This is a genomic window from Yersinia proxima (assembly GCF_902170785.1).
GTDB classification, from domain to species: domain Bacteria; phylum Pseudomonadota; class Gammaproteobacteria; order Enterobacterales; family Enterobacteriaceae; genus Yersinia; species Yersinia proxima.
Genome location: NZ_CABHYG010000004.1, coordinates 606,313 through 619,298, shown reverse-complemented (window position 1 = coordinate 619,298; position 12,986 = coordinate 606,313). Strand labels below are relative to the sequence as shown.

Sequence of the window (12,986 nt, the reverse complement as noted above, 5' to 3'; positions counted from 1 at the left end):
GCATTTGATACTTGCACATCACTAAACGGTATATAAAAGCGTTATAGGTATGCACCTAGTTATAAATACACTGAACATAATTTAGCGGCGCAACATTCTTTATGAATAGGTTTTATGAATAGGTTTGTTGCCGAATGAACCCAGTGAATAAGGTGCAAAATGAAACAGATTTCAATAAAGAAAAATGGATGGACCCGTGTTGCCTTATTTAGCGCGTTAATCTTCGGCAGTGCAACGGCCTCTGCGACTGAGTTGCTCAATAGCTCTTATGATGTCTCCCGCGAGTTATTCACCGCATTAAATCCGGGCTTTGAGAAACAGTGGGAACAGCAAAATCCCGGTGACAAGCTCACCATCAAACAATCTCATGCCGGTTCTTCTAAACAGGCCTTGGCTATCTTGCAAGGGCTGAAAGCGGATGTAGTGACCTATAACCAAGTCACCGATGTGCAAATCTTGCATGACCGCGGCAATCTTATTCCGGCTGATTGGCAAGCGCGATTACCCAACAACAGCTCGCCGTTCTACTCCACCATGGCTTTCCTGGTGCGGAAGGATAATCCAAAGAATATCCATAGCTGGGATGATTTGGTGCGTGAAGACGTCAAACTGGTATTCCCGAATCCAAAAACCTCTGGTAATGGCCGTTATACCTATCTGGCCGCTTGGGGAGCCACCGAGCAAGCTAATGGCAAAGATGAGGCCAAAACCCGTGATTGGATGAAGCGCTTCCTGAAAAACGTGGTGGTTTTTGACACCGGCGGACGTGGTGCCACCACCACTTTTGTTGAGCGTGGCTTGGGTGATGTGCTGATCAGTTTCGAATCTGAAGTCAACAATATCCGCAAAGAGTATGGCAGCGACAAATATGAAGTGATTGTCCCACCGGTCGATATTCTGGCGGAATTCCCCGTGGCCTGGGTAGATAAAAATGTTGAGAAAAATGGTACTGAAAAAGCCGCCAAGGCTTATCTCAATTACCTCTACAGCCCACCGGCACAGCAGGTGATCACCAGCTTTAACTACCGTGTTTATGATAAAGCGGCAATGGAAGCGGCTAAATCCCAATTCCCTGACACCAAATTATTCCGGGTTGAAGAGCAATTTGGTAGCTGGCCACAAGTTATGAGCATCCACTTCGCCACTGGCGGTGTGCTGGATAAATTGTTAGCAGAAGGTCATCAGTAATGTTGTCGGCATCCAGTAAACGGGTTCTGCCCGGATTCACCCTCAGTCTTGGGAGCAGCCTGCTTTACACCTGTCTGATCTTGTTATTGCCGCTCAGTGCGTTAGTGATGCAAGTCGCCCAGATGAGTTGGGCACAGTACTGGGAGGTGATAACTAACCCTCAGGTGGTTGCCGCTTATAAAGTCACTTTACTGGCCGCGGGTGTTGCCAGTGTATTCAATGCGGTATTTGGCATGTTGATGGCCTGGATTCTGACGCGCTATCAATTCCCCGGCCGTAGTTTGCTGGATGGTTTGATGGATTTACCCTTCGCCTTACCCACTGCGGTGGCGGGGTTGACACTGGCAACCTTGTTCTCCACCACCGGTTGGTACGGAGCCTGGTTAAATGATGTGTTCGGTATCAAAGTCTCCTTTACCTGGTTAGGGATCGCAGTCGCTATGGCCTTTACCAGCTTGCCGTTTGTGGTACGCACCGTACAGCCAGTATTGGAAGAGTTAGGGCCGGAATATGAAGAAGCGGCGGAGACCTTGGGTGCCAGCCGTTGGCAGAGTTTCCGTCTGGTAGTGATGCCAGAACTGGCACCGGCATTGTTGGCAGGGACAGCATTATCCTTTACTCGCAGTTTGGGCGAATTCGGTGCGGTTATCTTTATCGCTGGCAATATTGCCTGGAAGACTGAAGTCACTTCGCTGATGATTTTCATCCGCTTGCAAGAATTTGATTACCCGGCGGCCAGCGCCATTGCCTCCGTTATTTTGGCGGTTTCATTGGTGTTGTTGTTCGGTATTAACACGTTACAAAGTCGCTTTGGTCGGCGGATAGGTGGGCACTGATGGCTGATATTTCAGAGTTTAATGGTGTGGCCCGCCCGCCGATCAATTGGGGAAAATGGACACTGATCGCCATCGGCGCACTGTTCTCATTTTTACTGCTAGTGATCCCGATGGTGTGGATCTTTATCACGGCATTCTCGAAAGGGATTGAGGTGGTAGGGCAGAACTTACTCGACCCGGATATGCTGCACGCGATTTGGCTCACCGTGTTGGTGGCGCTGATTACCGTGCCAGTCAATTTGGTCTTTGGTGTGGTATTAGCCTGGCTGGTGACGCGGTTTGTTTTTCCTGGGCGGCAGCTATTGATGACGTTAATTGATATTCCGTTTGCCGTTTCACCGGTGGTTGCCGGCCTGATGTATCTGCTGTTTTACGGCTCAAACGGTGTGGTGGGCGGTTGGCTGGATTCTCACGATATCCAATTGATGTTCTCCTGGCCTGGCATGGTGCTGGTAACCATCTTTGTCACCTGCCCATTTGTGGTACGTGAGTTGGTGCCGGTGATGATGAGTCAGGGCAGTCAGGAAGATGAGGCTGCGGTGCTGTTAGGCGCCTCAGGCTGGCAGATGTTTCGCCGCGTGACACTTCCCAATATCCGCTGGGCATTGCTGTATGGCGTAGTGTTGACCAACGCCCGCGCCATTGGCGAGTTCGGTGCGGTTTCAGTGGTATCCGGTTCTATTCGTGGCGAGACCTACACCTTGCCGCTGCAAGTTGAGTTGTTGCATCAGGATTACAACACCGCCGGGGCATTTACCGCCGCCGCGCTGCTGACCCTGATGGCAATAGTGACCCTTTTTCTGAAAAGCGGCCTGCAATGGCGCTTAGCGCGTCAGGTTGTTCGTCTCGAACAGGAGCAAAAGCATGAGCATTGAGATTGATAATATCAGCAAGTATTTTGGTCGTACCAAGGTACTGAATGACATCACACTTGATATTCCTTCAGGCCAAATGGTGGCTTTGCTTGGCCCTTCTGGTTCGGGAAAAACCACCTTACTGCGTATTATTGCCGGGTTGGAGAACCAAAACGCCGGGCGTTTAAGTTTCCACGGCACCGATGTTAGCTGCTTACATGCCCGTGACCGGCGTGTTGGGTTTGTGTTCCAGCATTACGCGCTGTTCCGCCATATGACGGTATTCGATAACATCGCTTTCGGTTTAACGGTATTGCCGCGCCGTGAGCGGCCAAATGCGGCGGCTATCAAGCAGAAAGTTGCGCAGTTGCTGGAAATGGTGCAATTAGGTCATCTGGCTAACCGCTATCCATCACAGCTTTCTGGCGGGCAGAAGCAACGTGTTGCTTTGGCGCGTGCACTGGCGGTAGAGCCGCAAATTCTATTATTGGATGAGCCGTTTGGTGCACTGGACGCGCAAGTGCGTAAAGAGCTGCGCCGTTGGTTACGTCAGTTACACGAAGAATTGAAATTCACCAGCGTTTTTGTGACGCACGATCAGGAAGAAGCCATGGAAGTGGCTGATCGCGTGGTGGTGATGAGTCAGGGGAATATTGAGCAGGTCGGGACACCGGATGAAGTGTGGCGTGACCCGGCAACCCGTTTTGTATTGGAGTTCCTCGGTGAAGTTAACCGCTTAAGTGGTGAAATTCGTGGGTCACAGTTGTTTATCGGTGCCCATCATTGGCCGCTGGATTTAGCGCCGATGCACCAAGGCAGTGTGGATCTCTTCCTGCGCCCCTGGGAGATGGAAGTCAGCACTCAATCAAGCTCGCGCTGCCCGCTGCCGGTTCAGGTGCTTGAAGTCAGTCCTCGCGGTCATTTCTGGCAATTGACGGTGCAACCTATTGGTTGGCATCAGGATCCTATTAGTGTGGTCTTGCCGGAAGGTAACATTGACACTCCGGTACGCGGTACTCGTTATTATGTTGGTGGATTAAATGCTCGCTTATATTCTGGCGATCAATTACTGCAACCCATTGCTTTAGCCCAAAGCGCCTGATAAGTTTTTCTGTATATGGCGAACAAAGGTGACGCAATAACCACCTTTGATTAATGACAAAGCTGCTGATAACACAGTGAGTGAAGGGTTTACCGCGCCTAGGGGCACTCCGACGGCTCACGCCGTTACGACCCCAACGGCACGATTCCCCTTCATTTGACTCTTTCAGCAGTCTGAAAGGTGGCCTGGTAGCCACCTTTTTCTTATTAGTAAATAAAGGTATTTACAGTGACAACCCTCGAACACTGCATCGGCAACACCCCGCTGGTAAAACTGCAACGCATGAGCCAAGGGCTGAATGCTGAGATTTGGGTCAAATTGGAAGGCAATAACCCAGCCGGTTCGGTGAAAGACCGTGCCGCACTGGCGATGATCCAACGGGCAGAGTTGCGTGGGGAGATTTCTCCAGGTGATGTGCTTATCGAGGCAACCAGCGGTAATACTGGCATTGCGCTGGCGATGATTGCCGCCATGAAGGGGTATCAGCTGAAATTACTGATGCCGGAAAACATGAGCCAGGAACGTCAGGCCGCTATGCGCGCCTATGGAGCCGAGTTGATTTTGGTCAGCCGTGAGCAGGGCATGGAAGGGGCGCGGGATACAGCTCTGGCAATGCAAGCTGCAGGGCAGGGTAAAGTGCTGGATCAGTTTAATAATACTGATAATCCGTATGCCCATTTTACCGGTACCGGGCCGGAAATCTGGCAGCAAACTGCGGGTAAAGTGAGCCATTTTGTCTCCAGCATGGGCACTACTGGCACCATTACCGGTGTTAGCGAGTATCTGAAAAGCCAAAATCCGGATGTTACGATTATTGGTCTGCAACCCGCCGAGGGCAGTAGTATTCCGGGGATCCGCCGCTGGCCTGCGGCCTATATGCCAGGAATTTTCCGCCCCGAACTGGTGGATCAGGTGTTGGATATCACACAAATTTCAGCCGAACAGACCATGCGCCGCTTGGCAACAGAAGAGGGGATTTTCTGTGGTGTTAGCTCAGGTGGTGCGGTAGCTGGAGCATTAAGAGTGGCAGCCGAAAACCCGGGCGCGGTGATTGTGGCGATTATTTGCGATCGCGGCGATCGCTATTTATCAACCGGCGTTTTTGAGTAAAGGGTGTGCACCAACACACCCTTTGCTGGTGGTATAAAATATAACCCGACACTTGTTATATAAACCCTACTCTCGCTCCAATGCTCTGATAGGGTCCATCTGCGCCGCTCTTTTGGCGGGGAAGAAACCAAAAACCACGCCAATTAAACTGGAGCAGATAAACGCGGCGATAATTGATGTCGCGGAGTAAACCATCGAAAAACTGCTGCTAAATTGGCTGAACAACAGGCCGATAGCCAGTGATAACACCACGCCGAGGCAGCCCCCCAGTAAGCATACCAGCACCGCTTCAATCAAAAATTGCTGCATAATATCGCTGGCTCGTGCGCCAACCGCCATTCTCACCCCAATCTCTTTGGTGCGTTCGGTGACTGAGACTAACATGATATTCATCACTCCAATCCCACCGACAACTAATGAAATAACCGCTATCATCGAGACCAGTAATGTCATGGTTGAGGTGGTTTTCTCAATGGTCTGGCGGATGCTGTCGGTGTTCATAACGAAAAAATCCTGCGTTCCATGACGTTGTGTCAGTAGTTTGGTGACTCCCTGTTCGGCGTTCGCCAGATCAATATCATCATTCACCCGCACCGTGATGCTTTTCAGATAGGATTGCCCCAACATACGTTTCATCGCAGTGGTATAGGGGATCCATACGTTGAGATTTTCGTCACTGCCGAAGCCGCTCTGCTTCTTAGCCGCAACACCGATGACTCGGCAGGGCAGGGAGCCGAGTAAGATAACTTTACCTAACGGATTTTCCCCATTTGGAAACAGCTTATCGCGGGTATTTTCATCAATAACCGCTTCTTGCATCAAGTTATCTACGCTGGTTCGATTAAATGCCATTCCCTGAGCAAGGGTATAACCGCGCACTAAAAAATATTGCTCGCCGACCCCATTTACCGTGCCACTGACGGATTTATTGCCATAGCGCAGGGTAGTGCTGGTAGACACGGTTGGTGTCACGCTGTGAATATAACTTTGTTGTGCTAAAGCATCAGCGTCAGTGGCTCGCAGTGTGTGGATCGCCGCCGAGCGCATGTCACCGAAATCTTTACCGGGGAAGATCTCTAACGTACTGGTGCCCATCGAATTGATATTGGCCAGAACCTGCTGTTGTGACCCTTTACCCAATGCCACCACCGAGACCACTGAAGCAATACCGATAATAATCCCCAGCATGGTCAATAAGGTGCGTAAACGCTGTGCTGACATTGCCAGCAGGGCCATTTTGAACGCCTCTTGTAAACGGTCACGTTGCGCTTTCCATGAGGTTAGCGGTGGCTTATGGGCAATGTCGGGCGTTTCTATCGCGCTTACTTTAGCGGGTAACTCCGGTTGCGGCATTTGTCTGTCTGCAATCACCTCACCGTCCCTGAGTTCGATAATCCGCTGAGCATGTTCCGCAATCGACATATCATGGGTGACAATCACCACGGTATGACCTTGCTGATGCAAGCCTTTCAGGATATTCAACACCTCTGTGCCGCTGTGGGTATCCAGCGCACCAGTGGGTTCATCGGCCAGAATGACTTCTCCGCCATTCATCAGTGCCCTGGCAATGCTGACGCGTTGTTGTTGCCCGCCGGAAAGTTGGCTTGGGCGATAATCCAATCGGTCAACTAATCCCAGGCGCGAGAGCAGACTGGCAGCCCGCTGGCGACGCTCTTCACGATTAACTCCAGCATAAATAGCTGGAATCTCGACATTTTCTCGAGCGCTTAAGTCATTCAGTAAATGGTAGCGCTGAAAAATAAAACCAAAATGCTCGCGGCGTAGTTCTGCTAATTCATTGCTATCCAAATGCTGGGGGATGCGACCAGCCACCAGATACTCACCCGAACTGGGTTTATCCAGACAGCCGAGAATATTCATCAGTGTTGATTTACCGGAACCTGACGCACCGACAATCGCTACCATTTCGCCGCGGTGAATAGTGAGATTAATATTTTTCAGCACCTGAACACGTTCTTCACCGCTAATAAACCAGCGGCTGACATTATCGAGCTGAAGCAAAATCTTACTTTGATTGAGATTAGGCATCCGTTACATCCCCATCGGTGGCCCCATACGTTGGGCCTTATTGTTGGATGTAGCAGCACTCCCCTGACTGACAATCACCTGCTCTCCGGCTTGCAAGCCAGAGAGTATCTGGGCATCGACATTGTTATTTAACCCAACAGTGACCTCACGGGTGCTGACCTTACCCTTATCATCGACCACCTGAACCCGGTAGCTCCCTTTGTCGTTTTCTAACGCTGTGGCAGGAATAACGATGGCGTCCTCGGCTTTACTCAGCACGATATACACCTGTGCGGTCATCGAAATACGCAAAGCCCCATCTGGGTTAGCGACATCAAATAAACCGTTATAGTAAATAGCGGTAGTGGTGGAGCTGGAACTGCTACTGGAGCTTGAGGATGTGCTGGTGGTGGTTTCATCGTTGATCGAGTCGGGGGCAGGTTCAATCGCCCGCAGGGTGGCGCTAAAGCGCTTTTCCGGTTCGCCCAAAATGGTGAAGAAAACCGGCATACCGACTTTGACTTTTACCACGTCAGCTTCAGAAATCTGCGCTTCGACGGTCATAGTATCGAGTTGCGCCACTTTTATGATGGTTGGCGCACTTTGCACCGCATTGACGGTTTGCCCCTCTTCCACCGGAATAGCGACAACAGTGCCGCTGATCGGCGAAGTGATTTTGGTATAACCGAGGTTGAGTTTGGCGGTGCTGACGGCGATTTCAGCTTGTGCAATTTGGGCATCCAAAGCATCAATTTCAGCCTGAGTGCTGTCTAATGTCGCTTTAGCGCTATCAAAATCGGCCCGCACTCCCAGACCTTTGGCCAGAATTTCCCGCTGGCGTTGGTAGGTCAGCTGATTATTTTTCTGCATTGCTACCTTGGCTGCGCGTTGGGCCAGCACGTTTTTTAAGGCTTCTTCTGCATCTTTCAACGCATTTTGCTGAGTAAGGTCATCAATTTCAGCCACTAACTGGCCTTTTTGTACCTGTTGTCCTAGGGTGACATGTAGAGCTTTTATCTGCCCTGAAACTTGAGCGCCCACTGTAACTTGTTTCTGTGCTTTGATAGTGCCATCTGCCAGTACAGTTTGTTCCAGAGTACGGATTTCTGCCGGGGCGGTGATAAATCCTGGCTTATCCGGCGGTGAAATCAATCTAAAGAGCAGTACGCCACCGGCAATCAGCAGCACAACAGCCAGCCCCATAAGACGCCGTTTCGATCCGGTAATCTTTTGCATAATCAATCAAAGATCCTTGAACCACAATGAACAAAATAGTGAAGCCAAATGTTAGGGGATAATTTACCGCCAAGACCAGCAGGTGTGAGTTAAGTGAATCTTAAGGATATGTAAGGATTGAGTAAAACCAGCTGCACGCGAGTCAAATAGGCATGAAAATAGCCGAAATCAGGCAGGAGAGTTAAGACATGAAAATTTTGTTAGTCGATGATGATGTTGAATTGGGCACTATGTTGAGAGAATACCTAAACGGTGAGGGGTTTAGTGCCGAGTTGGTATTAACCGGCAAAGAGGGTATAGAGGGCGCGCTGTCCGGTAACTATACCGCCTTGATCCTCGACATTATGTTGCCTGATATGAGTGGCATTGATGTGTTGCGCCAGGTGCGTAAAAACAGCCGCTTACCGATTATTATGCTGACGGCCAAAGGCGACAATATTGACCGGGTGATTGGCCTGGAAATGGGCGCTGATGACTATATGCCAAAGCCGTGTTATCCACGTGAATTGGTGGCCCGGTTACGTGCTGTTTTACGTCGCTTTGAAGAGCATCCGGATGTGTCATCGGTTGATGATGGTGTTATTACTCACGGTGATTTGACGCTCAACCCGTCGACTCGCAGCAGTGAATGGCAGGGTAAACCCTTTGATTTGACTGCCTCGGAGTTTAATTTACTGGAGCTGTTATTACGTTCGCCCGATCGTGTGGTCACTAAAGATGAGTTATCTGATAAAGGTTTGGGCCGCCCACGGGAGGCTTATGATCGTAGTGTCGATGTGCATATCAGCAATATCAGACAAAAACTTTCGGCATTGCCGGGAAGTACCTTAAACATTGAGACGGTACGCAGTATTGGCTACCGCATCAGATAATCGCTATTGGTGGAGTCAGTCAGGTATGCGTGGACGGTTATTTTGGAAAATCCTGTTGGGATTTTGGCTTACCTTTATTTTAATGACTCAGATGCTGTGGCTGGTGTTTTCCTTTTACGGCAATCGGCATGAACCGCCTGAGCGTGAGATGGTGCGCAGAATTGCCAAATTACAGGTCGCATCTGCGGCTTCGGTACTGCAACGCGGTGGCTTGCCAGCCTTGCACGCCATGACGGCGAATTGGTCAGAAGCAGATAAAAATCACTTTTCGGTGTTGCTGGCGCAGGATGTCCCTGCGCTAACCGAACAGGCTCTACACGGCAAAGGCGCACCAGACGGGAGTAATTCTGAGTATTACAGCCGGGAAGTGACAACCTGGACTCAGGGTCTTGATGGTCAGAACTATCGTATTAGTTACGATATTGATGGATTAAGGGATGTTACTCAGCGGGGCGGGGGCGGCGAGAATCGTCGTGAAATACTGAATATTCCGATCCCAATGATTTGGATGGGCGTATTAGGCGGTTTGTTCTTCAGTACATTGCTGGCCTGGAATCTGACACGGCCGATGCGCCAATTACGTGCCGGGTTTGAACGGGTAGCACAGGGTGATTTATCGGTGCGACTGTTGCCTGTTATGCGGCGTCGTCATGATGAATTAACGGAAGTGGCGCGGGATTTTGATTCAATGGCCGAGCGATTGGAGGAGTTGGTCAGCGCCCGTGAGCAGTTGCTGCATGATGTTTCTCATGAATTGCGTTCTCCGTTGGCTCGCTTGCAATTAGCTATCGGGTTGGCGCGCCAGAATCCCAATAATGTCGAAAATTCATTGCAACGTATTGAGCATGAATCGGAACGCCTCGATAAGATGATTGGCGAATTATTGGCATTATCTCGTGCTGAAAATCACAATATTGCCGAAGATGATGAGTATTTCGATTTACGCGAGTTGGTGGCTATGGTGGTTAATGATGCCCGCTATGAAGCGCAGGTGCCGGGGGTTGAAATACTGCTACAAGTAGCTCCGCAGATTGACTATACCGTCAAGGGGAATGCTGAGCTGATGCGACGGGCCATTGATAATATTGTCCGCAATGCGCTGCGATTTTCAACTCATGGTCAACAAGTAAAAGTGGCACTTTCATTGATTGATAAGAGTTATCAAATTCAGGTTTCTGACCAGGGCCCGGGTGTTGATGAGAGCAAGTTATCCAGTATTTTTGATCCCTTCGTGCGCGTTAAGTCGGCAATGTCGGGTAAAGGTTATGGCTTAGGGCTGGCCATTACCCGTAAGGTGATTTTGGCTCATGGTGGGCAGGTTGAAGCAAGAAACGGTGAGCAGGGTGGGTTAGTGATTACGTTGCGCGTGCCGCGCTGGATTGCAGCTGATTAAATGACCAAACAAAAACGGCGCTCAAGAGCGCCGTTTTCCATTCGTACGTAATTACTTCTTGATACGAATAATTGGTGTCTCACCGACGGTGACACTACCAGACAGTTTAATCAGTTCTTTGATCTCGTCCATGTTAGAGATAACAACCGGAGTCAAAGTAGACTTGGCTTTCTCTTCCAGCAGCGCCAGATTGAACTCAATAACCACATCACCTTTCTTGACGCGCTGACCTTCTTCCGCGATGCGTTTAAAGCCTTCGCCTTTCAGTTCAACAGTATCAATACCGAAGTGGACGAACAGCTCAATGCCGCTGTCTGATTCGATAGAAAAAGCATGGTTAGTCTCGAAAATTTTACCGATGGTGCCGTCAACAGGAGCAACCATTTTATTGCCTGAAGGCTTGATGGCAATACCATCACCAACGATTTTCTCTGCAAACACAACATCAGGAACATCTTCGATGTTGACGATCTCACCAGACAACGGTGCTACGATCTCAATAGTACCACTGTCTTTTTTATCATCTGAAACCAGTGATTTCAGTTTATCGAACAAACCCATGATCTTCTCCTAAGTATTTATATTGGGCAGCGTTCCAGTATCGTGGAATTAGCAGAGCGTTTTCTCTTCGATGAATTTATTAACTAGCGTCATCAATTCATCTGCTGTTGGTTGAGCCAATGCCTGCTCTGCCAACACCTTCACATCTTCGAAATTCGTATTACGGATAATTTTCTTGATGCGTGGGATCGAAATCGCACTCATGCTGAACTCATCCAGCCCCATGCCCAATAGCAACAGTGTAGCACGTTCGTCGCCAGCAAGTTCACCACACATACCGGTCCACTTACCTTCAGCGTGAGACGCATCAATTACCTGTTTGATCAGGCCCAATACCGATGGTGACATTGGATTATAGAGATGAGAAATCAGCTCATTGCCACGATCTACTGCCAGAGTATACTGAGTTAGATCGTTTGTCCCAATACTAAAGAAGTCAACTTCTTTAGCTAAATGGCGAGCGATGACCGCCGCCGCTGGTGTTTCAACCATCACACCGACCTCGATGCTTTCATCAAAGGCCTTGTTTTCTTCGCGTAATTGGCCCTTCAGCAGTTCAAGTTCTGCTTTCAGTGCACGCACTTCTTCTACCGAAATTATCATCGGGAACATAATGCGCAATTTGCCAAACGCCGAGGCACGCAAGATGGCGCGCAGCTGTGCATGCAGGATTTCTTTACGATCCATAGCAATACGGATGGCACGCCAGCCCAGGAATGGGTTTTCTTCTTTCGGCAAGTTCATGTACGGCAGGTCTTTATCACCACCGATATCCATAGTGCGGACGATAACTGCCCCAGAACCCATGGCTTCCGCAACGGCTTTATAAGCCTGGAACTGTTCTTCTTCAGTCGGTAGTGAGTCGCGGTCCATGAACAGGAATTCGGTACGATACAAACCGACACCCTCAGCACCATTACGTTCAGCGCCGTCGATATCACGCACAGTACCAATGTTGGCGACCACTTCAACCTGGTGACCATCAAGGGTGATAGCCGGCAGGTCTTTCAGTTTGATCAGCTCATCTTTCTCGGTGTTGTACTGATTTTCCACCGCTTTTATCTGCTCAATAACGTCGGCAGTTGGATTTAAATAGATTTTGTTATTGACCCCATCAAGGATCAAATAGTCGCCATTCTTAATTTGTTTGGTTGCATCGCTAGTGCCGACGATAGCCGGTAACTCCAGTGAGCGCGCCATAATTGAAGTGTGAGAGGTACGGCCACCCAAATCGGTGATGAACCCTAACACTTTCTCCAGATTAAGCTGTGCGGTTTCTGACGGAGTCAGATCAGTTGCTACCAGAATGACTTCATCCGGGATTGCACTCAAATCGACAATAGTCAGACCGAGAATGTTCTTGAGCAGGCGTTTACCGATATCACGTACATCAGCTGCACGTTCTTTCAGATATTCGTCATCCAATTCTTCCAGCGCTTTCGCCTGGCCTTCAATGACTGAATAAGCCGCTGCATCAGCAGATTGCTTATCATCTTTGATAAGGGCTATGATTTCCTGCTCAAGCTCTTCGTCTTCCAATAGCATGATATGCCCTTCGAAGATGGCCGCTTTCTCTTCGCCGAGACTTGCTTCAGCTTTGGTCTTGATCGCTTCCAACTGTTCAGCCGCTTTAGCGCGCCCAGTTTTGAAACGCTCGACTTCCTGCTCCACTTGGTCAGCAGAGATCTTTTTCCGGTTGATGACAATCTCATCTTCTTTCAGTAAAAGTGCTTTACCAAAAGCGATACCCGGTGATACTAAAATGCCTGAAATCATAACCCTACCTTACTCTTGACTGGTGTTAAC

The 12,986-nt window shown here is 49.5% G+C and carries 10 protein-coding genes and 2 pseudogenes; 8 read left to right on the top strand and 4 right to left on the bottom strand.

Annotated features, from left to right (window positions below; genetic code table 11):
* Positions 1-159: 159 nt before the first annotated feature.
* From FTB31_RS04840 to cysM, 5 genes are all read left to right on the top strand, one after another.
* On the top strand, positions 160-1,188 hold the full coding sequence (locus FTB31_RS04840) for a sulfate ABC transporter substrate-binding protein (protein ID WP_227731157.1): 1,029 nt from the start codon (positions 160-162) through the stop codon (positions 1,186-1,188).
* Positions 1,188-2,024, top strand: a complete 837-nt coding sequence (cysT, locus tag FTB31_RS04835; protein WP_005164877.1) for a sulfate/thiosulfate ABC transporter permease CysT — start codon at positions 1,188-1,190, stop codon at positions 2,022-2,024. The genes FTB31_RS04840 and cysT overlap by 1 nt, the downstream gene beginning before the upstream one ends.
* Entirely contained in the window at positions 2,024-2,899 is an 876-nt protein-coding gene (cysW, locus tag FTB31_RS04830) for a sulfate/thiosulfate ABC transporter permease CysW (RefSeq protein ID WP_005164875.1), read from the top strand. The genes cysT and cysW overlap by 1 nt, the downstream gene beginning before the upstream one ends.
* The gene (cysA, locus tag FTB31_RS04825; protein WP_077294480.1) at positions 2,889-3,980 is read left to right on the top strand and encodes a sulfate/thiosulfate ABC transporter ATP-binding protein CysA; all 1,092 of its coding nucleotides are present in this window, start codon (positions 2,889-2,891) and stop codon (positions 3,978-3,980) included. The genes cysW and cysA overlap by 11 nt, the downstream gene beginning before the upstream one ends.
* A 228-nt stretch (positions 3,981-4,208) precedes the next feature.
* Positions 4,209-5,090 (top strand): cysteine synthase CysM, encoded by an 882-nt coding sequence (gene cysM, locus FTB31_RS04820; RefSeq protein WP_077294483.1) that lies wholly within the window; start codon positions 4,209-4,211, stop codon positions 5,088-5,090.
* Between the two features lie 66 nt (positions 5,091-5,156).
* Here the strand turns inward: cysM and FTB31_RS04815 are convergent, their stop codons facing one another.
* Positions 5,157-7,139, bottom strand: a complete 1,983-nt coding sequence (locus FTB31_RS04815) for a MacB family efflux pump subunit (RefSeq protein ID WP_227720068.1) — start codon at positions 7,137-7,139, stop codon at positions 5,157-5,159.
* 3 nt (positions 7,140-7,142) lie between these two features.
* Positions 7,143-8,354 (bottom strand): efflux RND transporter periplasmic adaptor subunit, encoded by a 1,212-nt coding sequence (locus FTB31_RS04810; protein ID WP_077173777.1) that lies wholly within the window; start codon positions 8,352-8,354, stop codon positions 7,143-7,145.
* A gap of 188 nt (positions 8,355-8,542) precedes the next feature.
* Here FTB31_RS04810 and FTB31_RS04805 point away from each other — a divergent pair, with 188 nt between their 5' ends.
* From FTB31_RS04805 to FTB31_RS04800, 3 genes and pseudogenes are all read left to right on the top strand, one after another.
* Positions 8,543-9,226 carry a response regulator transcription factor gene (locus FTB31_RS04805; RefSeq protein ID WP_050076263.1) on the top strand — a complete coding sequence of 228 codons (684 nt, stop codon included), beginning with the start codon at positions 8,543-8,545 and terminating at the stop codon, positions 9,224-9,226.
* 25 nt (positions 9,227-9,251) lie between these two features.
* Positions 9,252-9,510: pseudogene (locus FTB31_RS21560) on the top strand (sensor histidine kinase); the annotation flags it as partial.
* 71 nt (positions 9,511-9,581) lie between these two features.
* A pseudogene (locus tag FTB31_RS04800) lies at positions 9,582-10,619 on the top strand (ATP-binding protein); the annotation flags it as partial.
* 51 nt (positions 10,620-10,670) lie between these two features.
* Here FTB31_RS04800 and crr read toward each other — a convergent pair.
* The gene (crr, locus tag FTB31_RS04795) at positions 10,671-11,180 is read right to left on the bottom strand and encodes a PTS glucose transporter subunit IIA (protein WP_004392561.1); all 510 of its coding nucleotides are present in this window, start codon (positions 11,178-11,180) and stop codon (positions 10,671-10,673) included.
* Positions 11,181-11,228: 48 nt separating this feature from the next.
* A complete protein-coding gene (ptsI, locus tag FTB31_RS04790) occupies positions 11,229-12,956 on the bottom strand; it encodes a phosphoenolpyruvate-protein phosphotransferase PtsI (protein WP_050076261.1) in 1,728 nt (575 codons plus the stop codon).
* Positions 12,957-12,986 lie beyond the last annotated feature (30 nt).